Below are 22,746 nucleotides of genomic sequence, written 5' to 3'. Positions count from 1 at the left end.
AGGACACCAGATTTTCATTCTGGGAAGAGGGGTTCGACTCCCCTAGGGCGTGCCACTTCGATCTACCACACACGACAATCCTACAGCCCGTTCAGGGCGCCTTTGCGGCGTCCATGACGCGGAACTGCACCCGCCTGTTGCCCTGCCAATGGTCAGCACTCAACGTGCCTGCGACATGCACCTGACTGCCACGATTGTTCATCAGGAAATGGCCGAGATCGGTTTCGGCTGCGCGGAATGCGATTCCCTCCAGTCGACTGCCGTCCATGCCTTCGAGCGTGATCTTGATATGGGTGGTGCCGACGGGACGGGCGTCCCTCAGGCGGTGCAACGGTACGGCAAAGATCGGCTGCGGATGACCGGAGCCATAGGGACCGGCGGCCTCCAGCTGGTCGACCAGTGCAAGTGTGGCACCGGAGGCGCCGATTGCGCCATCAATCTTCAGGGTCTGGTTTGCCGCGAGCGCCAAGACCTGCGAAGATGCCTGCTCCTCGAAGAAGCTGCGCAGCCGGCCGAGATTGGCACGATCGACCGTCAGGCCCGCCGCCATGGCATGACCACCGCCCTTGACCAGAAGCCCCTCGTCCACGGCTGCACGCACCATACGGCCCATGTCGAAGCCATTGATGGAGCGTCCCGAGCCGGTGCCCTTGCCAAGCGGATCGAAGGCGATCGCAAAGGCGGGGCGTTTGAACTTCTCCTTCAGGCGGGCTGCCAGTAGCCCGACAATCCCCGGATGCCACTGCTCCTTGGCGGTCACGATGACCGAGGCTTTTTCACCGGTCCCATATTCGGCCATGGCTTCGGCTTCGGCCTCGGCGAGCATCACCGCTTCCATCGCCTGGCGCTCGCGATTCAGCTCGTCAAGCTTGGCTGCGATCTGGTCTGCTTCACTCGCATCGTCCAGCGTCAGCAGTCGGCTGCCCAAGGCCGCGTCGCCGATTCGGCCGCCGGCATTGATTCGGGGGCCGAGAAGAAATCCGAAATGATAGGGCGTCACAGGACCACCGATGCCCGCCACCCGCAGGAGGGCCGCGAGCCCGGCATTGTTCTGGTGGCGAGCTGCGATCAGCCCCTTCGTCACATAGGCGCGATTGAGGCCCTTGAGCGGCACAACATCGCAGACGGTCGCCAGCGCCACAAGGTCGAGCCATGCGAGCAGATCGAGCGAGCGCGCATGCGGATGGCCTGCCTCGCGCAGGACGCGGAGGGTCGCGACCAGCACCATAAAGACGACGCCGGCAGCACAGAGATGGCCCTGCCCTGAAAGGTCGTCCTCGCGATTCGGATTGACCAGGGCATGGCAGACCGGCATCTCGTGGCCCATCTGGTGGTGGTCGATGACGACGACGTCGACGCCGCGCCGCTCGGCAGCCCCCAGGGCTTCGATGCTGGTCGAACCGCAGTCGACGGTAATCAGGAGATTGGCGCCGCGCTCGATCAGCTGGTCGATGGCGGCGGCATTGGGGCCATAGCCTTCAAAAATGCGGTCCGGGATGTAGATCTCGGCCTCGACACCGAAATGGTGCAGGAACCGCGCCATGAGGGCCGAAGAAGCAGCCCCGTCGACGTCATAGTCGCCGAAAATGGCGACGCGTTCCTTTCGGTCGATCGCGCCGAAGATGCGTGCAGCCGCCGCATCGCAATCGGTCAGCTTTGAGGGATCCGGCATCAGACTGCGGATGGTGGGGTCAAGGAATGCCGGCGCTTCGTCCACGCCCACGCCGCGGCCTGCCAGAACGCGCGCGACGAGTTCAGGGATACCGTGGAGCTGGCTGATGGCCAGCGCCTTGTTCTGTCCTGCCTGGTCCGTGCGCGACATCCAGCGCTGGCCACTTGCTGACTGTTCAACGCCGAGAAAGGCGCGGATGACGGGATCTACCGGTTCGGTCGACATTCTTGCTCTTTACGGGGCGCGGCCAAGGTGTGGCTGCGCGACAGGGCCTTAGGCGGCGGAACCGCCCCTCCCCGTTCTATACCGATCGCAAAAAATCACCAGAGGCAGGAGGCCGCATTCAATCCGGTCGCAGCCGCATCACGCCATCAGCCAGGCGACCAGGGCGAAGGGCACGGCCATGACAGCAGCAAAGGCCAAGAGCGGCCCCCAGAAGGACTTCGTCTGCGCGGCCCGCAAACCTTCGTGCTCAACCTGGCCCTGATATATGGCAGACTCATCGCTGCGGCTCGGCGGCGGCGGGGCAGTGCCCGCGTCGTCCCAAAGCGCACTCCCCTCGCCCAGTGCCATCGACGAGCTCCTCCCCAAGATCCCGACAGTGGGCGCAGATTACGCCCGCATTAGACTTTTGGCGAGAGTGTAAGTTTTGGCAGGGCCGAAATCATCAGATTGATGGCGTTTCAGACTATGCCAAGCCGTTCGGAGGCGGACTGGCCCTCGAACGGCATCTCTTGAACTCAGGTCTTGGGGCGCTCGATGCGAATCACCTGTGGCTCGCCGATCAGGTAGCCCTCGCCCTTGATGGCCCCCACGGCCTTGCGGACGGCGCTTTCCATCGTCGCGTGAGTGACGAGGATGATCGTCTGGGGACGGTCCGGCGTTACCGGTTGCTTCGAATGCTGGACGATCGATTCGAGCGAAATGGCGTTCTCCGCCATCTTCGTTGCAATGCTGGCGAAGACGCCAGTGCGGTCCTGCACGGTCAGGCGGATGAAGTATCCGCCTTCGTGGCTCTGCATCTCGGCCTGGCGATAGGGTTCCAGCAGATGGGCCGGGCGACCGAGAACGGGCACTTCCTGGGCACCCGGACGGCTCTTGGCGATGTCGGTGATGTCGCCGAGCACGGCGGATGCTGTCGCATTGCCACCGGCTCCGGGGCCGACCATCAGCAATTCGCCGAGAATGTCGGATTCGAGCGCTACTGCATTGGTGACGCCGTCGACCTGAGCAATGACCGAATCGAGCGGCACCATCGTCGGGTGGACGCGCTGCTCGATGCCGCTTTCGGTCTTCTGGGCAACACCGAGAAGCTTGATGCGATAGCCGAGATCGGCCGCCGCGTGGATATCCTCGATCGAGATATTGGTGATGCCTTCGAGGTAGATCTGGTCGGCCGAGATCTCGCAGCCGAAGGCAAGCGTCGTCAGGATCGACAGCTTGTGTGCCGTATCGTTGCCCTCGATGTCGAAGCTCGGATCGGCTTCGGCATAACCGAGGCGCTGGGCTTCCTTCAAGCAGTCGGCAAAGGACAGGCCCTCGCGTTCCATCCGGGTCAGGATGTAATTGCAGGTGCCGTTCATGATCCCGTAAATGCGGGAGAAGTTGTTGCCGGTCAGCGATTCGCGCAGCGTCTTGATGACGGGAATGCCACCGGCGACGGCTGCCTCGTAGTTCAGGAGGCGACCTTTTTCCTCGGCGAGCTTGGCCAGCTCCACGCCGTGACGCGACAGGAGCGCCTTGTTGGCCGTCACGACATGCAGACCGCGTCCAAGCGCTGCACGGACCGAGTCTTCGGCTGCCCCTTCGGAGCCACCAACGAGCTCGACGAAGACCTCGATGTCGGCTTCCTTCGCCATCTCAACCGGATCGGCATACCAGGCAATGCCGTCCATCTGGATGCCGCGATCCTTCGACGCGTCACGGGCAGAGACGGCCGTCACGGCAATCGGGCGCCCGCAGGCAACGGCAAGCGCATCCGCGCGGGTCTGGAGGATACGGACAAGCGAGGCACCGACGGTGCCGAGACCCGCCACGCCGATTTTAAGGGCATTCGCCATGAGGCATTCCTGACGTCATCGAAAAGGAAGTGAGGCGGTCCTGACGGGACCGCCTTTGGATCAACGCGGGGCTCAACGGTGGGCGTTGAGCGAAATCACGTTGTGCATCGTCTCGTCGGCCGTCGACAGGAACTTCTTGATGTTGCGGGCGGCCTGACGGATGCGGTGCTCGTTCTCGACGAGGGCGAGGCGCACATATTCGTCGCCCATTTCACCGAAGCCGATGCCGGGGGCAACGGCCACATCGGCCTTTTCTACCAGCAGCTTGGAGAACTCCAGCGAACCGAGATGACGGAATTTTTCCGGGATCTTCGCCCAGGCGAACATGGTGGCAGCCGGTGGCGGCACTTCAAAGCCGGCCTTGCCGAAGCTTTCGACCATCACGTCGCGGCGGCGATGGTAGACGCTGCGGACTTCCGCGATGTCGGAGCCGTCGCCATTCAGGGCGTGGGTCGCGGCGACCTGGATCGGCGTAAACGCGCCGTAGTCGAGATAGGACTTGACCCGCGTCAGCGCCGAGATCAGACGTTCGTTGCCGACGGCAAAGCCCATGCGCCAGCCGGGCATGGAGAAGGTCTTCGACATCGAGGTGAATTCGACGGTGCAGTCCATGGCGCCGGGCACTTCAAGCACGGACGGCGGCGGATTGCCGTCGAAGTAGATTTCCGAATAGGCGAGGTCAGAGAGCACGATGATGTCGTGCTTCTTCGCGAATGCGATGACGTCCTTGTAGAAGTCGAGGCTCGCGACGCGGGCCGTCGGGTTGGACGGATAGTTGATGATCAGCGCCAGCGGCTTCGGGATCGAGTGCTTCACGGCGCGCTCGAGCGGCGGGAAGAAGGTCTCGTCCGGCTCGATCGAGATCGAACGGATCACGCCGCCGGTCATCAGGAAGCCGAAGGCATGGATAGGATAGGTCGGGTTGGGGCAGAGGATGACATCACCCGGCGCGGTGATCGCCTGCGCCATGTTGGCGAAGCCTTCCTTGGAACCCAGCGTCGCCACGACCTGCGTATCGGGATTGAGCTTCACATTGAAGCGACGGGCATAATAAGCGGCTTGCGCGCGGCGCAGGCCCGGGATGCCCTTGGACGAGGAGTAACGATGGGTGCGCGGGTCCTGGACCACTTCGCAAAGCTTGTCGACGATCGCCTGCGGGGTCGGAAGATCGGGATTGCCCATGCCGAGGTCGATGATGTCGGCGCCACCGGCTCGCGCGCTCGCCTTCAAACGGTTGACCTGTTCGAAAACATAGGGCGGCAGCCGCCGGACTTTGTGAAACTCTTCCATCTTCAACCCCTGAAACCGCGCGGATCATAACCGCGGCAGGCGCGCTCGTTTTCCCAGTGACCACGCGCTCCGCAACGAACCGCAGAACCGAATGCACGTGATGATATCCCAATCAGAGCGCTCGCAGGAAATTTTGTCGCAAATCCGGCGTGAAGCCTGAATCGCCGACGAAATTTTATGTCAAAAACGCTTCGGTTGCTTTGCGAAAAAAACGCCGCCAGCGCAAGCCTTAATTGGCGATCTGAGCCTGCGTTTCGGGCCCGTGCTGGGCTGCGAGATTGCGCAGTTCAGCCAGTCTTGCCTGGTATGCCGCTTCGGTGATCGTGCCGGCCTGGCGGGCAGCGCCTAGCGAGCTCAGCTGGGCCTGCAGCGCGGTCGCCTCTTCATTGCTCAACTGGACATTCGCGGCATTGAGCGAGCCGGCAAAATTCGGATAGCCGTCTGCATAGGTCGGACGGGCTTGTGGCGCGTCCGGATTGTCCGGATCCTCGACATTGACTTCGAGCGCTGTCGGCACCGCCGCGACTTGCGTCGTCGCTGGCGCAGAAGACTGGCAGCCCGTGCCCGCCATAAGCGCGACGAAGGCCAGGACCAGCGCCTGCAGAGAATGACCCGAGAGACTGAACTTCTTGTGCACCATGGCCCCGACCGCCCGCATCTGCGCGGAAAACTGACATTCCTCAAGGGCGCAACCGTCGATCCTCATCGAAAGACTATGCGCCAACAGCTGGAACTTGTAGTCGTTTTCATGCAGGATAGGCAAACACAAAAGACACCAGAACAATCCTGGGGAGGATGGCATGGACAGGACGCGGGAAGAAGCCGAAGCAAGTGCCGCGTTCGATCCGAAGCTGATCGAGCCCTATATCATCAAAGATCCGCAGGCATTCGCGGTGAATGCCGCCAAGGCGCTTGAGAACCTTGGCAGAGCCGCATCCGTTTGGCTCAAACCCCGTGAAACTGGCGAAATCGTCGATCCCGTTTCCGAGCCGATGGCCGAGCTTGTGAAGATCATGGGCAAGGTGGCGGAATACTGGATGTCCGACCCGAAACGGACGCTCGAAGCGCAGACCCACCTGCTCAATGCGGTCTTCGTCGTCTGGAGCCGCTCGCTGGCGCGGTTCGCCACACCGGAGCAGCCGCTCGCCGATCCGCTGCCCAAGGACAAGCGCTTCTCCGACGAGGATTGGGAGCGCAATCCGTTCTTCGATTTCCTCCGCCAGACCTATGTTGTCTTGACCCAGTGGGCCGAAAAGATGGTCAATGACGCCGGCGGGCTCGACGAGCATACGCGGCACAAGGCCAATTTCTACATGCGGCAGATCACGGCCGCACTCTCTCCCGCCAATTTCGTCGCGACCAATCCGCAGCTCTACAAGGAGACGGTGCAGAGCAGCGGCGCAAATCTCGTCAAGGGCATGCAGATGCTCGCCGAGGACATAGCGGCCGGGGGTGGAGATCTCAGGATCCGGCAGACAGACACGAGCAAGTTTGCCGTCGGCGAGAACATGGCGATCACGCCGGGAAAGGTGATCGCGCAGAGCGACGTCTGCGAGGTCATCCAATATGACGCGACCACCGAGACGGTGCTGAAGCGCCCTCTCCTCATCTGCCCACCCTGGATCAACAAGTTCTATATTCTCGATCTCAACCCGCAGAAAAGCTTCATCAAGTGGTGCGTCGACCAGGGCCATACGGTCTTCGTGATCTCCTGGGTCAATCCGGACGAGCGCCATGCGACCAAGGACTGGGAAGCCTATATCCGCGAGGGCGTCGATTTTGCGCTCGACACGGTGGAGAAGGCGACAGGAGAAAAAGAAGTCAACGCTATCGGCTACTGCGTCGGTGGCACGCTGCTTGCGGCGGCTCTGGCTCTTCACGCCCAGGAGAAGAACAAGCGGATCGCCAGTGCCACGCTGTTCACCACCCAGGTCGATTTCACCTATGCCGGTGACCTCAAGGTCTTCGTCGACGAGGAGCAGCTGTCGGGCCTCGAAGAGAAAATGAAGTCCACGGGCTATCTCGACGGTTCGAAAATGGCAGCGGCCTTCAACATGCTGCGCTCCTCCGAGCTGATCTGGCCCTATTTCGTCAACAACTACCTGAAGGGCCAGGATCCGATGCCCTTCGATCTTCTCTACTGGAACTCCGATTCGACCCGAATGGCAGCGGCAAACCACTCCTTCTATTTGCGCAATTGCTACCTCAACAACACGCTGAGCCAGGGCAAGATGCAGCTCGCCGGCAAGACGCTGTCGCTGAAGGACGTGAAGATCCCGATCTACAATCTGGCCACCAAGGAAGACCATATCGCGCCTGCCAAGTCAGTCTTCGTGGGAAGCAGCCTTTTCGGTGGGCCGGTCGATTTCGTCGTATCAGGCTCGGGCCATATCGCCGGTGTCGTCAATCCGCCGGACAAGCAGAAGTACCAGTACTGGACCAATGGCAAGGTTGTGGGAACCTACGAAGACTGGATGGTGAATGCCAAGGAGACATCCGGTTCCTGGTGGCCTCACTGGCAGATCTGGATCGAAAAGCTTGCCGACGAACGCGTTCCGGCCCGCAAGCCGGGTGGCGATGCCTTGAATGCGATTGCGGACGCGCCCGGACGTTATGTGCTTGCCCGCGTCTGAGTGCAGCGCCATCACAGGATGATCTTCTCCCCGCCCCTCATCCCTGCGCGGCTGGTGCGCCGCTACAAGCGTTTCCTGTTCGATGCCATCCTCGAAGACGGCAGCGCGGTCACCGGCTTTTGCCCAAACACCGGCTCGATGAGGGGTTTGACCGAACCGGGATCGCGGATCTGGCTTTCGCAGCACGCAGCCGCGACGCGCAAATATGCTCACGCCCTCGAACTTGTCGAGGCAGACGGGACTGTGGTCGGGGTCAACACCGCCATGCCGAACCGGCTCGCGGAGGAAGCGATCCTGGCCGGGCTTGTGCCGGAACTTTCAGGCTTTTCCTCCCTGAAGCGCGAACAGCGCTACGGCCGCAATTCGCGGATCGACATCCTGCTGGAGGACACGACCAAGGGCAGCGTGCATGTCGAGGTGAAGAACGTGCATTTCATCCGAGAGGCAGGGCTCGCGGAGTTTCCCGACAGCGTGACGACCCGTGGCGCCAAGCACCTCGACGAAATGCGCGACCTTGTTCAGACTGGCCGGCGTGCGGCCATGCTTTTCATCATCCAGCGCGCCGATTGCGACCGCTTGAGAATCTGCTCGGATCTCGACCCTGGTTATGGCCGCGCCTTCGCCCGTGCGATCGCTCGCGGTGTGGAGGCCTATGCCGTGCGCTGCCACCTCGAACCGGGCAAAATCGTGCCTGACAGCCTCATCCGGATAGACGAAGACGGGTTTGGTCGTTTATGAACGGCCAAAGCTCCTAGATTAGAACTTGCGAAAGCCACCCCATGGTCACCTATATCGACGCGGCGACGGCACCGCTCAAGAACACCGGCGCGATCCGCCTCTACGGCGCAGACGACTTCGAAGGCATGCGCCGCGCCTGCCAGTTGACTGCACGCTGCCTCGACGCGCTCGTGCCGATGGTCAAGCCTGGCGTGACGACAGCCGCCATCGACAAGTTCGTCTTCGAGTTCGGCGCCGACCACGGCGCCCTGCCCGCGACGCTGAACTATCGTGGTTACAAGTATTCGGTCTGCACCTCGATCAACCACGTCGTCTGTCACGGCATGCCGGACGACAAGCCGCTGCGTGACGGCGATATCGTCAATATCGACGTGACTTACCTGCTCGATGGCTGGCACGGCGATTCGAGCCGCATGTATCCGGTCGGGCAGGTCAAGCGTGCCGCCGAGCGGTTGATGGAGGTCACCTATGAATGCCTGATGCGCGGCATCGCCGCCGTGCGCCCCGGTGCCCGTACCGGTGCCATCGGCGAGGCGATCCAGACTTATGCCGAGGCAGAACGCTGCTCGGTGGTGCGCGATTTCTGCGGCCATGGGGTCGGGCGTCTCTTCCACGACAGCCCGAACATCTTGCATTACGGCAAGGCGAACGAGGGCCCGGAACTGCGCGAGGGTATGATCTTCACCATCGAGCCGATGATCAATCTCGGCAAGCCGCATGTGAAGGTACTCTCGGACGGCTGGACCGCCGTCACCCGCGACCGGTCGCTGACGGCGCAATACGAGCATACGGTCGGCGTGACCGCCAATGGCTGCGAGATCTTCACCCTCTCGCCTGCCGGTCTCGACCGTCCGGGCCTCGGCTGACAGACGCGCGTCAATACGACCTGCCGCAACTTGAACTTGCGCACGGCGGCAGTCGTGTCACTATATCCTTGCGGCGGATCAGCCGCTCGACCATGAGGGTCAGGATTGGGTGGCATGACGAGCAAGTTTCCGTTCTCAGGTGAATCCCTGCGCCATGAAAGCGCAGCCGCACAACAGGTCAGCGACCTCTTCGGCTCCGGTCGACAGCTGCCCCATGATGAAGCCGACGAGCGCAGCTTCTTCGCAGAGCAGCCAGCAAGAGAAAACACCATTGCCAAGGCCGCATCGACACGCGCCGCAATGCCGCCAGAGGCCCATTATCTGGGGCACAGGGAAAGATTGCGCAGCCGCTTTCGCGAGGGAGGCGAGACGGCACTAGCAGATTACGAGATCCTCGAACTGCTGCTTTTCCGGCTGATCCCGCGCCGCGACACCAAGCCGATCGCGAAAGCACTGCTTGCCCGTTTCCAGACACTCGCCGGCGTGCTCGGTGCGCCTCCCGCGCTGCTGCAGGAGGTGAAGGGGGTTGGCGAGACAGTGGCGCTCGATCTGAAGCTGATCGCCAATGTTGCCCAGCGCATGCTGAAGAGCGAGCTTCGCGAAAAGCAGGTTCTGTCTTCCTGGTCGTCAGTCATCGACTATTGCCATGCCGCCATGGCCTATGAGACCACAGAGCAGTTCCGCATCCTTTTCCTCGACAAGCGCAACGTGTTGATTGCTGACGAGATCCAGGGCCGCGGAACGGTCGATCACACGCCGGTCTATCCGCGCGAGGTGGTCAAACGGGCGCTCGAACTGTCCGCGACTGCCATCATCCTGGTCCACAACCATCCGAGTGGCGACCCGACACCCTCGCGGGCGGATATCGACATGACCCGGACCATTGTCGAGACTGCCAAGCCATTGGGTATCACCGTGCATGACCACATCATCGTCGGCAAGGATGGCCATGCCAGCCTGAAGGGCCTGCGGCTGATCTGAACATGACGGTTCCCCACATCTTGGGTGACCGAAAGCCTCATCTGTGGGTCGGCGATAACGAAACGGTGACGTTGCCCTGTCATACTGCTTCTTGATAATGTGCACTGCAGCATGGCGGCAGGCGAATCAGAGGCATCTCATGAACCAGTATGACTTCGTCGTGATTGGCAGCGGACCAGCCGGACGCAGAGCGGCGATCCAGGCGGCCAAGCTGGAAAAGAAAGTTCTCGTCATCGAGAAGGGCACGCGCGTTGGTGGCGTGTCGGTCCATACCGGCACGATTCCTTCGAAGACACTGCGCGAAACTGCTCTCAACCTCACAGGCTGGCGCGAACGAGGCTTCTACGGCCGCAGCTACCGTGTGAAGCAGGAAATCAACGCCGACGACCTGCGTCGCCGCCTGCTCATCACGCTCGACCACGAGGTCGAGGTGCTCGAACACCAGTTTTCGCGTAACCGCGTGCAGCAGATGCGCGGCACGGCGCGATTCATCGACGCACATACGATCGAGGTGACCAAGGAAGATGGCGAAGTGCTGCAGGTGCAGGCCGCCTCGGTCCTGCTCGCCGTCGGCACGCGCCCCTTCAAGCCCTCGCATATCCCCTTCGACGGTGTCAGCATTATCGACAGCGACGAGATCCTCGAGATCAAGGAACTGCCACGCTCGATGATCGTGATTGGTGCAGGTGTCATCGGCATCGAATACGCGACGATCTTCTCGGCGCTCGATACGGTCGTGACCGTCGTCGAACCGCGCGACACCATGCTCGATTTCATCGACAAGGAGATCGTCGAGGACTTCACCTACCAACTGCGCGACCGGAACATGAAGCTGATCTTCGGCCAGACGGTCGAGGGTGTAGAGAAGGTCGACGGCAAGTGCCGCGTGACGCTGAAGAACGGGCGTGTTCTGACCGCCGAAATGGTCCTTTTCGCTGCCGGTCGCGTCGGCGCAGTCGATTCGCTGAACCTGGAAGCCGCAGGGCTGGAAGCCGACAATCGCGGTCGGCTAAAGGTCAACCCCGAGACATTCCAGACCGCCGTCCCCACTATCTATGCGGCCGGTGACGTGGTCGGCTTCCCGTCGCTCGCCTCGACATCGATGGAGCAGGGCCGGATCGCGGCTCGCCATGCCGTCGGCGCGCCGTCTCATGAACCGCCACAGTTCTTCCCCTATGGCATCTATGCCGTGCCTGAGATCTCGACCTGCGGTCTGACGGAGGAAGAGGTCATTCAGCGCAGCATTCCCTATGAAACCGGGATCGCGCATTTCCGCGAGACGTCGCGCGGCCATATCATGGGTCTCGACAGCGGCATGCTGAAGATGATCTTCTCGCTGAAGACCCGTCGTCTTCTCGGCGTGCACATTGTCGGCGAAGGAGCCACCGAACTTGTGCATATCGGCCAGGCGGTGCTCAATCTCAAAGGTACCGTCGAATATTTCGTCGAGAACACCTTCAACTATCCGACGCTGGCCGAAGCCTACAAGATCGCCGGCCTCGATGCCTGGAACCGGATGGGCGAGTTGAAGGTGGAGAAGATCGAACGACGCGCGGCGGAATGACTGCCGGACGGGGCAACGGGTCAGATCTGGCACGAGACGTAGCGCTGATCGGCTGCTAAGCAGGCGACCTCCTCATAGTTGCCCCCGAGTCGGCCATGTCCTCCTCCCTTCGCCAGATTGCTGACCGTCCGCAACTGGTCATTCTGTCCATCATGATCTTCGTGCAGGGCTGCGCTTATGGCTCGACCCTGCCCTATCTGGGTGTGACCGCCATCGGTGCGCTCGGCATGAGCGATCAGGCCTATTCCGCGCTGACGGTGGTCGCCTCGATCATGACCGTTGCGATCAGCGTTTCGCTCGGCATCCTTTCCGACGGCATGGGCGACAAGCGGAAAATGATCGCTGTTCTCGCGTTTGCGGGCACGATCGGCTACGGCGCCATATTCCTGTTCCCTTCTGTCCCCGTCTTCGTCGTTGCGACCGCGCTCGTCATTCCCTTCGCCCAGGCTGTGCACTCGCTGCTCTTCGCCTCTGCGCGGATCGAGACCTCCGCCCTGTCTCAGCGTGACGCAGCCGCGGTCAACACGGTGGTGCGCTCCTTCATGTCTATGTCCTGGGTGGTGATGCCTGCAGTGCTTGGCCTGGTCTTATCGCAATCGGCCAACATGATCGGCGCTTGGGGTGCGGCCGCCGCCTGCACGCTTTTGATCGTGTTGGCATCACTTCTCGTTCTTTCGCCTCCGAAGGCCGCAACATCAGCCACCGGCACCAGCGGTGCCGCCTTCTTCGAAGCGTTGCGCGAACTCGTGCGAGCCGAGATGCTGATCCGCATGATCGCAATGGCCGCAGTCACCGGAATCACGCGAATGGCGATGATGATCTGGCCCCTGATTCTCACGCTTGAACTCGGCGGCTCCACACGGGATGTCGGCTTTATCGCCGCCCTCGTCGCATTCATCGAGATCCCGTTCATGCTGGTCGCGGCCATACTTCTCAAGCGCGTCAGCCTGCTCATGCTGATCATCGTGTCGGCGCTGCTCTACGGCTTGCATATGGTCGGTTTCGCCTTTGCGACGGCGCCCTGGCATTTCTATGCCCTCGCCGTGCCGGGCGCGGCTGCGGCTGCCGGGCTCCTCTCCCTGCCGATCACCTATTTCCAGGAGCTCTTTCCGACTCGCCCGGGTCTCGGTACCGCCTTCATGCCGATCAACTCCTTCCTCGGAAACGCGGTCGCCGCCAGCACCTTCGCGATCGGCGCACACTTCTTCGGCTACTCCGGAACCGCCTTGCTCGGGCTCGGGCTCGCCGTTGCCGGCGTCGCGGGGCTTCTTGCCATCGATAAGGATCGCATCAGGCTCACCTGAGGGTCCTGTCAAAGGTTCAGCGTTTCTCCGTCCTCAAGGATCCGGAGCCGTTCTGCGCCTTGTGTCTGACGATCCCTCATGGAACGGATATCGGCGCGCGAGACCGTCGCATGATCAACGGCGTCCAGGTGGGTTACGAGGACGATTGCAGCACCGGCGAGACGCAGCGTCTCCCGCACCATGGCCGCGTCCATCACTATGGGCCCTTTGCCATGCCAGAGCGCTCCACAACCATGCACCACGACGACATCAGGCTTTTCATCGGCCAGTACGGCCGCCACCTCAGGGCACAGGATCGTGTCACCCGCCCAATACAGGATTGGCTCGTCGATCGCACTGATCAGAAAGCCCGAAACATCGCCCATATCGTCCAGAACCTCCGGAGGTCCGTGACGGCCATCCGTCGTGCGGATCTGGACCGAACCAAGCGCGAGCCCCTGCCCGATCGCTCGGACGTCCTCGAAACCCAAAGCCATGATCGCCGCCTGATCGCGACTATGGCAGAGGATCGGCATCGACTTCGGCAGCGCCCCATGCGAAATCAGGACCGCATCGATGCCATCCAGCAGTTCTTCGACCGCCAGAGGCAGGTCTACGAGCGGTGATGTGGCGCGGCCGGAATAGCTGCGCCCTTCGCCCCTGGCCGCAAGCCAGGGATCGATGAGCAGCCGGCTGCCAGCCACATCGACAGTGAGCGTCGCACTGCGAATTAGCCTGATCTGCATGCCCTCTCTCCATCGCTTAAAGACGAAAAAGCCGCCCCGAAGGACGGCTTTCTCTCAAGTTCACATAGGCTCAAAGATTACTCGGCGTCGCCTTCGGCGGCCTTCTTCTTCGGAGCTGCCTTCTTCTTCGGGGCAGCGTCGTCGCCTTCGGCAGCATCGTCAGCCTTGGCAGCAGCCTTCTTCTTCGGAGCAGCCTTCTTCGCCGGCTTGTCGCCTTCTTCGGCGTCGTCAGCGAGGAGCTCGTCCTTGCTCACGGTCTTGTCGGTGACGGAGACTTCAGCCAGCAGCTTGTCGATGACCTTCTCTTCGAAGATCGGTGCGCGCAGCGAAGCGGCAGCACCCGGCGTGTTGCGGAAGAAGTCGAGGATCTGCTTTTCCTGGCCCGGGAACTGCTGCAGCTGAGCGAAGAGCGACCGCTGCATTTCTTCTTCGGTCACTTCGATGCCGGCCTTTTCGCCGATTTCGGAGAGAACGAGGCCGAGGCGAACGCGGCGCTCGGCAAGCGCGCGGTATTCTTCGCGGGCAGCTTCTTCCGTCGTGTCTTCATCAGCGAAGGTCTTGCCGGACTGGGCGAGATCGGTGTTGATCTGGCGCCAGATGTTCTCGAACTCGGCATCGACGAGCTTCGAGGGCGACTCGAACTTGTAGAGCTCGTCCAGCTGGTCGAGGATCTGACGCTTGACCTTCTGGCGGGTGACGTTGCCGTACTGGCTTTCGATCTGGCCGCGGACGATTTCCTTCAGCTTCTCGACCGATTCGACGCCGAGCTTCGTGGCCAGTTCGTCATTGATTTCGGTCTTGGCCGGGCTTGCGACTTCCTTGACGGTGATGTCGAAGGTGGCTTCCTTGCCAGCGAGGTTGGCTGCCGGGTATTCGGCCGGGAAGGTTACGGTGATGACCTTTTCGTCACCAGCCTTCAGGCCAACCAGCTGCTCTTCGAAGCCCGGGATGAAGCGGTTCGAGCCGATGACCAGCTCTGCGTCTTCGTCCTTGCCGCCGTCGAAGGCTTCGCCATCGACTTTGCCGAGGTAATCCATGGTGACGCGGTCGCCATCAGCGGCCTTGCCCTTCTTCGCTTCGAAGGTGCGGGCGCTCTCGGCGATCTTTTCGATCTGCTCGTTGATCTCGTCTTCAGAGACTTCAACGACTTCGCGGGTCACCTTGATGCCATCGACCGACTTCAGTTCGATCGCCGGTATGATTTCGTAAGACAGCGTGAACTCCAGGTCAGCCTGGGCCGACAGGATCTTTTCCGCTTCCTTCTCGTCCTCGGTCATGACGATTTCCGGCTGGGTCGCGGACTTTTCGCCGCGCTCCGACAGGATCGCCGACGGCTTGTCACGGATGATCTCGTTGACGAGTTCGGCCATGATCGACTTGCCGTACATCTTCTTGACATGGGAGGTCGGCACCTTGCCCGGACGGAAGCCGTTGATGCGGACCTTGTCCTTCACATCGGCCAGGCGCTCATTCATGCGCTGTTCCATGTCCTTGGCCGGAATGATGACCTTGATTTCGCGCTTCAGCCCTTCAGCGAGCGTTTCGATAACCTGCATGTTCTTACCTTCATGTCGTGGCGGCCGTGCTCGGACAGCCGGTGTTTTCCCTGAGCACGACGCCGGAATTGATTTTCCCGGACGTGGCTGCGTCGCAATTCGTCAACAATCTGCCAAGCAAAACGGCGCCGGACTGACAGGAGCCACACCTCGGTGTTCTCTCGTCGATCCCGCGCGGCTTAGCTGGTGCGGGTAGAGAGACTTGAACTCCCACGCCTTGCGGCACCAGAACCTAAATCTGGCGTGTCTACCAATTTCACCATACCCGCGTCCAAAAGCGCATGTCGCATTCGCGCATGGCCCCTCCGGAGCGCGCGTCTCTATAACACCCGTTTTCCCGCACGCAAAGGAAAAATGACAGGATTGCAGGGCGCTCGCGACCCACTTCACAGGCATTGCAGCAGGCGAGTGGTCCCGTTCAGTAAAGCGGCTCTTCGTAGAGCGGTTCGCCATCGAGCATCAGGGCGCGAATCTGCCCCTGCCCGGTATCGGAGATACGAACCGCAACCGAAACGCGGCCTTCGTTCCGGCCGTCCTCGATCAGCTTGCCCTCGCCCTCCGGCACGTAATAGCGTTCTATGCCATAGGAGACCCTAAGGTCACTCGGCAAGCTTTGCCATTGAACAGGACTGTCAACGCTTGCAGCGAGGATGACAGTGCCATCCGTCCTTGAGAGCGAACCGAAAGATGCCTCCACAACGCTCCAATAGGCTTCAGGTTCAGCCTTCAGCCTGACCGCCAGCGGCGGCAAAGGATTGGAGGTCGGCCATTCACCAGAGATCAAAGACGAATCTATGCGTGAGATATCATAGGTTAAGACGACATAATCGCCACGCAGGAGATCTCGCGGATCGACAGGCGCTGTCTTCAGCAGCACTTCATGGCCGTATCGCAGCACGCCGGCACGGCTCTCAATCATATAACCGAGGATTGCCGTCTGAGCCGCCGCAACCACCAGCGCGACCGTTGCAAAGCGCTTCGAGGAAATACTCATGGCGTTACCTCCCCCACCGGTTTTGACAGGCGCCTTTCAACGCGCACGACAATGAAGGCCACAATAGCGACCACGAGACCACTCAGAAGGAAGAAGGCTGACGTGCCAAGCAGGCTGCCGATTGTCTCATTTGCCAGATAAAGAACGTCGGCGACAAAAGCAGAATAGGCGAGATAACGGATGGCAGTGTTGTCGCGTCCCTTGAGCATGATGGCAAGGATACAGAAGCCTAACAAGATGCATCCGGTCACGGCGATCGAGAAGGCGCCATTCGCCTCCAGCTGGTATCGGGCCAAGCCAATCATTGCGACGAGACAGGTGTAGAAGGCGGGAGACTCACCCAGTTTTGCCTCCAGCCCCGCTAACGGCGATACCTTCAGCGTCAGGGCGAGGAAGAGCAGGATCGACGCGACCGTCAGCATGCTGATGCCGAAGTCGCTATTGCTCTCTACGACCAGCCACCAAATCCAGGCGATGAAAAGCCAGTAGGCCAGGTGCTTGGCACGGTCAGCGCCGGTCCAGGCACTGGCTGCCGCCACAACCAGAGCGGCAACAGGCTGCCAATGGGACAGAAGACCCCCTGGCCGCCATTCGAAATCACCAGTCCAGATCCCGACCCACCAGGTTCCGATCGACAATATCCCGGCCATGACAGCCAATGCCGGAGATCTGAAGAGGAAGGCGGAAATGGCTGTCACGGAGAACCACACCAGCATCGCAGTGACGCTATCACCCGAGAGATGGTACATCTGACCGATCAGCTGAATGCCCGCGCCGAAGGCCGTTGCGCCAAGCAGCAGGGCTACCGCCGAGATCCGGCCATACCCCTTTTGGTGGGCGAGTAAGGCTACTCCGTGATAGAGCCAAATCTGGAATACAATGCCCGCGACCCGAACAGTGCGTGGCACCTGATCCCAATTCGCTGCCACCAGCATGAGGATTGCAGCCGCAATCAGTGCGGCAGCACACATGGCAAGCACGGTTCCGAGACTGTAGTTGCTGCTTCTGCGATCAACATCCTCCAACAACCGGCCAGCGGTTTCTGCATCAACCAGCCCCCGCTTGACCCAGTCGTCGAGGTCTCGTTTCAACCTGCCTCTATACATCTGACTGCCCCCTTGAATTCGGAGGCAATCTGAAACGACGCAGACAGAAAGACAAGTCGCTGAGCGAGGCAGCATCGAGGTCTGCCGCCCATGCAAGGACCGCATGCCTTCCATGCTCATTTTGCACTGCACAAAGTCGTACGTGTCGCCTATATTCAATCTCAACAGAGCGACGGAACTTCTGGCGCTTCTTCTTCGATCCGCTCACTCCTCCTCCCAGAGCGGGATCGATTGACCAACGACACTCCTCCTCCCAGTCGTTGGTCTGTATAAATGACGCTCACCGGACCTCCTCCCCCGGTGAGCGTTATTTTTTTGTCTTCTCCCCACTTCTGACCGACTTGTGCTGCGGCCAGCCGTATGACCTGCCCGAATGCAGTGCGCGATGGGAGCTGAGGCAAACGCACAAAAAATCATCAGTTAACAACAGGTTAAATCGATTGATATGCGCAGAGCGCATGGGTGCTCTGCCGCATTATGTCTTCAATGATTTCGCATCGCAGCATATATTCAGATCAAGAAATTCGAAGGGGCCCACAGACGGGTCCAAACCACCAAAGAGGTAGACCCCATGAACATCGCTCGCTCGCTCAACAATTGGCGCAAGTATCGTCAGACGATCACCGAACTCGGCCGCATGTCGGACCGCGAACTGCGTGACCTCGGCATTGGCCGCGAAGACATCCGTCGCGTTGCCCGTCACGCTGTCAACGGCTGATTGGTCCCGACTTCGGTCGGATCCAAAATAGAAAAACCCCGGATCTCCTCCCAGATCCGGGGTTTTTCTTTGTCTGCTCGGCGCTGCTGCTCAGTCTTCGCGTACGGCCACGATCACATCGTGGATCAGCTTCAATACAGCCGGTGCGTCGATCTCGGTGCAGATCTTCTGGCTCGGCAGATCACCGTCCCAATCGGAGGGACCGAATCCACGACCATCCGGCTTCTGGATCGTCTGGCCGTCGGCAATGCCGCCGCAGACTACACGGATCACGCCGCTGCGGGTCTTGAAGAGTTCCGGTGCCACGACATAGACGCAGGCGCAGCTGTCATGCACGACCATGCCGTCGTCGACGAGGCCCTCGTAGAAATCGATGTAGAACTGCGAGAGGTCGAAGAGCAGGCGCGCGCGGCTGGTGCCGGCGGCATCTCGGATGTCGGCGAGCTGCGAACGCGTCATTACCGTCTGCATGGTAACGTCGAGGCCGACAACCACCACAGGCCACTTTGCGGTCATCACCACGTCTGCCGCTTCCGGGTCGCCATGGATATTGGCTTCGGCCGCCGGCGTCACGTTGCCGTTGACGTCAAAGGCGCCGCCCATGATGACGATCTCTTTCACCAGATCGACAATCTCGGGGTCTTCCTTCAGCGCATTGGCAAGGTTCGTCATGCGGCCAACGGCAACGATCGTCACCTCGCCCGGATTGGCACGGACCGTTTCGACGATGAAGCGGTGGGCTGGACGCGGATCGGGATGGACATCAGTCACCTCGGGCACGCCGATATTGCCAAGACCATCATCGCCATGGATGAATTTCGGCGGCTCGTGGCTGACGCGATGCGGAATGAAGGTCTCGCCGGCCCCGCGTGAAACGGGTGAATCAATCTTCCATTCACGCTTCAGGTACAGCGCGTTGCGGGTCGTGATATCGATCTCGGCATTTCCGAACACGGTCGTGATGCCGAGGAGGTCGATCTCCGGATGATGGTGCAGGAAGAGGAGCGCCATGGCGTCGTCGACGCCCGGATCCGTGTCGAAGATGACCTTGTGCATGGAAGAAGTCCTTTTCTTGTTGTTGTTGACCGGCTCTGTGCCGGGTGGGCGAAACGATAGACCGAGAGCGTGACGACGGGAAGACGCCAGCTCAGGCGCCCGCTTTCTTCTTTTTTCCGACATTGCGCAGCACATGGCTGAAATCGGAATTGTAGAGATCGCTGTCGCGGAATTCGACATGGCCGAAGACTTTGCCGACCAGTACCAGTGCGGTCCGCGTTATCTTCGCCTTGCGCACCTCTTCCGCCATATCCTTCAAGGTCGTACGGATGAAGAGTTCGTCCGGCCAGGTGGAACGATAGGCGATCACCACGGGGCAATCCTCGCCGTAATAGGGGGTCAGTGTGTCCCGTATATGCGCGAGATTGCGGATCGACAGGTGGATGGCAAGCGTCGCCCGGGATTTGCCGAGGATATCCAGCGTTTCGAATTCCGGCATGGACGATGCCTTCATCTCGGTGCGGGTGACGATAACTGTCTGTGCGATCTCGGGAAGTGTCAGTTCAGTCTTCAACCGTGCGGCGGTCGCCGCAAAGGCCGGAACGCCGGGAACGACGTCATAGGGAATGCCTGCCGCATCGAGCCGCCGCATCTGTTCGGCAATGGCACCATAGATCGACGGGTCGCCGGAATGCACGCGTGCAACGTCCTCCCCGCGTTCGTGGGCTGCCACCATATCCGCGACGATCTCGTCGAGATGCATGGGCGCCGTGTCCTTGACGAGTGCATCCTCGGGTGCTGCCTTGACGATCTCCTCCGGCACCAGCGAGCCGGCATAGAGGCAGACAGGGCAGCGCTCGATGAGCCTGAGGCCGCGCACGGTGATCAGATCGGGGGCTCCCGGCCCGGCGCCGATGAAATAGACGGTCATGCTTCAATTCCCTTCATGCCACTGTCTGCCTTGCCCGAATAACCACGCGGCGTGTAGACCCAGGTCTTGCCGTCGCCGGTCGTCACGGTCCGGCTCTCGGACGAGCCGACCACCACGACGGTCAGCATGTCGACATCGTCGACGTTCAATTCGCCAAGCGGCACGGTGCGGACGTTTTCGCCCTCGCGGCCAAGATTGGTGGCGAGGATGACGGGGGTCGTGGCCGGGCGATATTTCAACAACTCGTCGCGGGCATAAGCGAGCTGCGTGCGGCGTTTCATCGATACGGGATTGTAGAAGGCAATGACAAAGTCGCCCTCGCCCGCCGCCTTCACCCGGCGCTGGATATGCTCCCAGGGGGTGAGAAGGTCCGAGAGCGAGATGGTGCAGAAGTCGTGGCCGAGCGGCGCGCCGATCCGGGCAGCAGCGGCCTGTAGCGCGGAAATACCGGGCGAGACCTGCACTTCGATGCGGCTCGCCCCATCGGTGATGCCGCCCTTGTCGAACAGCTCGAAGACCAGCGTCGCCATGGCATAGATGCCCGCATCGCCGGAGCAGACCAGGGCCACCGTCTTTCCCTCACCGGCCAGCTCCATGGCATGCACGACGCGGGCTTCTTCCTTGCCGAGATCGAAATCGTGGCGGGTTTTGCCATCGGCGAGCGGACCAAGCAGGTCGAGATAGAGCGAATACCCTATGAGATCGGTGGAGGCCGCAATCATGCGCGACACCTCGGGCGAGCGCCAGCCTTCCGAGCCCGGGCCGATACCGACGACGAAGAGCGTGCCGCGGGCACGGCCTGTTGTCTTCGGGTCGACAATATCAGCGGCCCTCGCAATAGCGGCTGTGGCTCCCCTCGACTTGATCTTTTCGACAACGAGGTCGCCCGACGCGCCAACGGCCGCAAGCGCTGCCCCTTCCGCCACACCGTGGCAGCCAACTTCGGCAAAGACGACCTCAGACGGGTTCTTCAGACGCGGTGCCTCGGCTTCGAGCGCGGCTGCCGTGAAGAAGCGGGCCGGCACGCCGAAATGGGCGGCCACCGCATGGATCGCCGTCTCATCCGCCTTCAGGTCGATCGAGCAGACGGCCGCCAGGCTTTCCCGCGCGAAACCACCCTTTGCGAGCGCTTCCTCGGCAAGCGCGATGGCCTCTTCCGGCTTTGCATGCCGCTCGCAGCCCATGCCGAGCACCAGCGTCTTGGGGTGATAGACGAGTTCGAGCTCGCCTGCGGTCTTCTGTTGGTCGGTCACGGAGAGCGTCACACGGGCCTCTTGCTGAAATGGAAGTCTTGATTGAGTGAGCCAGGCAGCGGTTTCACCCTCGAGCCGGGCGCTAGCGCCGGCCACGAGCTCGGCCATCACCACCTTGGCGCTCTCGGGATTGACCAGCACATAACCTTCCGGTGGCTGGTCAAGCGCTAACCCGAACTTGAGATCGCCGGCTGTCGTGATGGCGGCATGGGCACCGATGGCGGTCGCAATCTGTCGAGCGAGGTCATTGGCGCCGTGATGGCCGCCGAGCAGCGGCACGACGGAGGAACCATCCTCAGAGACGGCGAGCACGGGCGGTTCGGAGTGTTTGTCGGAGAGGATCGGTGCGAGGAGACGAATAAGCGCGCCAGACGCCATCACCGCAACGATCGGCCGACCGGCGGCAAACAGCGCCTGAATATGATCCTTGGCAGAGGCAAAACGAACATCCGCCTCCGCGACGCGGGCGGCAGCGCCATGCAGTTCGCCGCCGATATCCTCCGCAATGCGGCGGCCGAGCGCAGCGGCGGCCTCGCTCAGGATCACAACGGCCGGTTTGACGGGAGATGCTGAGATACCCGTCATCGGGGCCCGCTTCCCAGCGTCTTGGCGAGTGCCGGATGCCAGCGCTCGTCGCCCTTGTAGATCAGGATCATCGAGAAATAGGGGGCGGTGTCCTCGGACACCTCGCCCAGCGGCGTCAGCTTCTGTTCGGCAAGGCTGACCCGCTCCGCATAGCCGGCCTGCGCCGTCAGTCCGAGGCTTTCGATCAGCGCACGGATACGGGCGAAATGCCGGCCGAGCTTGATGATCGCGACGGCGCCGGAGGTCTCGATGCGAGCTGCCAACTCTTGATCCGAGAGAGGTCCTGGCAGCACGGTGAGCACGTCGTTGCGGGCAGCAAGCGGCCGTCCGAGACCAGCGGCAGCCGCCATCATCGAGGAAACGCCCGGCACGACCTCTGTCGGATATCGATCGGCGAGCCGCTCGAATAGATACATGAAGGAGCCATAGAAAAAGGGATCGCCCTCGCAGAGGACTGCGACATCCGATCCGGCATCGAGATGATGCGACAGCGTCTCGGCAGCCTTCGTGTAGATGTCCTGGGCCGGAAAGCGTTCGACCCGCATCGGCACGATGATCGGTACTTCCAGCTGAGCGGCGGTCAGATACGGAACCGCGATCTGACGGGCAAAGCTCGGGCCGGTATCGGGCGCGGGATAGGCGACGACAGGGCAGCTCGTCAGGATACGATGGGCCTTCAGCGTCAGCAGTTCCGGATCGCCGGGGCCGAGGCCGAGGCCATAGAGTTTACCGGTCATGTGGACTGCTCCTGAATGCCTACGTGTCCCTCATCCC

At 61.3% G+C, this 22,746-nt stretch carries 20 protein-coding genes and 1 tRNA gene; 7 read left to right on the top strand and 14 right to left on the bottom strand.

Going from position 1 to position 22,746, the window contains the following annotated elements; genetic code table 11:
* Positions 1 to 91 precede the first annotated feature (91 nt).
* The 5 genes from recJ to IP85_RS13595 form a co-directional block, all read right to left on the bottom strand.
* Positions 92 to 1,897, bottom strand: a complete 1,806-nt coding sequence (recJ, locus tag IP85_RS13615; protein WP_054150222.1) for a single-stranded-DNA-specific exonuclease RecJ — start codon at positions 1,895 to 1,897, stop codon at positions 92 to 94.
* Positions 1,898 to 2,035: 138 nt separating this feature from the next.
* On the bottom strand, positions 2,036 to 2,245 hold the full coding sequence (locus IP85_RS13610; RefSeq protein WP_054150221.1) for a hypothetical protein: 210 nt from the start codon (positions 2,243 to 2,245) through the stop codon (positions 2,036 to 2,038).
* A gap of 167 nt (positions 2,246 to 2,412) precedes the next feature.
* Positions 2,413 to 3,732 (bottom strand): homoserine dehydrogenase, encoded by a 1,320-nt coding sequence (locus IP85_RS13605; protein WP_054150220.1) that lies wholly within the window; start codon positions 3,730 to 3,732, stop codon positions 2,413 to 2,415.
* A 72-nt stretch (positions 3,733 to 3,804) separates the two neighbouring features.
* Positions 3,805 to 5,022, bottom strand: a complete 1,218-nt coding sequence (locus IP85_RS13600; RefSeq protein ID WP_054150219.1) for an LL-diaminopimelate aminotransferase — start codon at positions 5,020 to 5,022, stop codon at positions 3,805 to 3,807.
* 229 nt (positions 5,023 to 5,251) lie between these two features.
* On the bottom strand, positions 5,252 to 5,662 hold the full coding sequence (locus IP85_RS13595; RefSeq protein WP_236759309.1) for an SHOCT domain-containing protein: 411 nt from the start codon (positions 5,660 to 5,662) through the stop codon (positions 5,252 to 5,254).
* A gap of 160 nt (positions 5,663 to 5,822) precedes the next feature.
* Here IP85_RS13595 and phaC point away from each other — a divergent pair, with 160 nt between their 5' ends.
* The 6 genes from phaC to IP85_RS13565 all read left to right on the top strand — a co-directional run bounded on the left by phaC (position 5,823) and on the right by IP85_RS13565 (position 13,108).
* On the top strand, positions 5,823 to 7,655 hold the full coding sequence (gene phaC / locus IP85_RS13590; protein WP_054150218.1) for a class I poly(R)-hydroxyalkanoic acid synthase: 1,833 nt from the start codon (positions 5,823 to 5,825) through the stop codon (positions 7,653 to 7,655).
* A gap of 18 nt (positions 7,656 to 7,673) precedes the next feature.
* Complete coding sequence (gene sfsA / locus IP85_RS13585) at positions 7,674 to 8,393, top strand: DNA/RNA nuclease SfsA (protein ID WP_054150217.1); 720 nt, start codon at positions 7,674 to 7,676, stop codon at positions 8,391 to 8,393.
* Positions 8,394 to 8,434: 41 nt separating this feature from the next.
* Positions 8,435 to 9,259: a type I methionyl aminopeptidase gene (map, locus tag IP85_RS13580; RefSeq protein WP_054150216.1), complete on the top strand. Its 825-nt coding sequence runs from the start codon at positions 8,435 to 8,437 to the stop codon at positions 9,257 to 9,259.
* Between the two features lie 114 nt (positions 9,260 to 9,373).
* Positions 9,374 to 10,240, top strand: coding sequence for a DNA repair protein RadC (gene radC, locus IP85_RS13575; protein WP_082347694.1), 867 nt, complete (start codon positions 9,374 to 9,376; stop codon positions 10,238 to 10,240).
* 139 nt (positions 10,241 to 10,379) lie between these two features.
* Entirely contained in the window at positions 10,380 to 11,804 is a 1,425-nt protein-coding gene (sthA, locus tag IP85_RS13570; protein WP_054150215.1) for a Si-specific NAD(P)(+) transhydrogenase, read from the top strand.
* Between the two features lie 95 nt (positions 11,805 to 11,899).
* Entirely contained in the window at positions 11,900 to 13,108 is a 1,209-nt protein-coding gene (locus IP85_RS13565; protein WP_054150214.1) for an MFS transporter, read from the top strand.
* Positions 13,109 to 13,116: 8 nt separating this feature from the next.
* Here the strand turns inward: IP85_RS13565 and IP85_RS13560 are convergent, their stop codons facing one another.
* The 5 genes from IP85_RS13560 to IP85_RS13540 all read right to left on the bottom strand — a co-directional run bounded on the left by IP85_RS13560 (position 13,117) and on the right by IP85_RS13540 (position 17,609).
* Positions 13,117 to 13,833: an MBL fold metallo-hydrolase gene (locus tag IP85_RS13560; RefSeq protein ID WP_054150213.1), complete on the bottom strand. Its 717-nt coding sequence runs from the start codon at positions 13,831 to 13,833 to the stop codon at positions 13,117 to 13,119.
* 77 nt (positions 13,834 to 13,910) lie between these two features.
* On the bottom strand, positions 13,911 to 15,389 hold the full coding sequence (tig, locus tag IP85_RS13555) for a trigger factor (protein ID WP_054150212.1): 1,479 nt from the start codon (positions 15,387 to 15,389) through the stop codon (positions 13,911 to 13,913).
* Positions 15,390 to 15,573: 184 nt separating this feature from the next.
* Positions 15,574 to 15,658: transfer RNA gene (locus IP85_RS13550), tRNA-Leu, on the bottom strand.
* A 149-nt stretch (positions 15,659 to 15,807) separates the two neighbouring features.
* A complete protein-coding gene (locus IP85_RS13545) occupies positions 15,808 to 16,383 on the bottom strand; it encodes a GDYXXLXY domain-containing protein (RefSeq protein WP_054150211.1) in 576 nt (191 codons plus the stop codon).
* A complete protein-coding gene (locus tag IP85_RS13540; RefSeq protein WP_245280866.1) occupies positions 16,380 to 17,609 on the bottom strand; it encodes a DUF2157 domain-containing protein in 1,230 nt (409 codons plus the stop codon). Before IP85_RS13540 ends, IP85_RS13545 begins: the two co-directional genes overlap by 4 nt.
* A gap of 451 nt (positions 17,610 to 18,060) precedes the next feature.
* On the opposite strand from IP85_RS13540, the gene IP85_RS21970 reads away from it, so the two are divergent.
* Entirely contained in the window at positions 18,061 to 18,207 is a 147-nt protein-coding gene (locus IP85_RS21970) for a DUF1127 domain-containing protein (RefSeq protein ID WP_006728511.1), read from the top strand.
* Between the two features lie 90 nt (positions 18,208 to 18,297).
* Here the strand turns inward: IP85_RS21970 and IP85_RS13535 are convergent, their stop codons facing one another.
* From IP85_RS13535 to cobI, 4 genes are all read right to left on the bottom strand, one after another.
* Positions 18,298 to 19,263: a nucleoside hydrolase gene (locus IP85_RS13535; RefSeq protein WP_054150209.1), complete on the bottom strand. Its 966-nt coding sequence runs from the start codon at positions 19,261 to 19,263 to the stop codon at positions 18,298 to 18,300.
* 91 nt (positions 19,264 to 19,354) lie between these two features.
* Positions 19,355 to 20,134 (bottom strand): precorrin-4 C(11)-methyltransferase, encoded by a 780-nt coding sequence (gene cobM, locus IP85_RS13530; RefSeq protein ID WP_054150208.1) that lies wholly within the window; start codon positions 20,132 to 20,134, stop codon positions 19,355 to 19,357.
* A complete protein-coding gene (gene cobJ / locus IP85_RS13525) occupies positions 20,131 to 21,972 on the bottom strand; it encodes a precorrin-3B C(17)-methyltransferase (RefSeq protein WP_054150207.1) in 1,842 nt (613 codons plus the stop codon). The genes cobM and cobJ overlap by 4 nt, the downstream gene beginning before the upstream one ends.
* Positions 21,969 to 22,709, bottom strand: a complete 741-nt coding sequence (cobI, locus tag IP85_RS13520; RefSeq protein WP_054150206.1) for a precorrin-2 C(20)-methyltransferase — start codon at positions 22,707 to 22,709, stop codon at positions 21,969 to 21,971. The genes cobJ and cobI overlap by 4 nt, the downstream gene beginning before the upstream one ends.
* Positions 22,710 to 22,746: the final 37 nt, after the last annotated feature.

It is taken from the genome of Rhizobium sp. AAP116, assembly GCF_001295785.1.
Classification (GTDB): Bacteria; Pseudomonadota; Alphaproteobacteria; order Rhizobiales; family Rhizobiaceae; genus Allorhizobium.
Note: the sequence above shows the minus strand (reverse complement) of the source record. Positions and strands in the feature narration are given on the sequence as shown.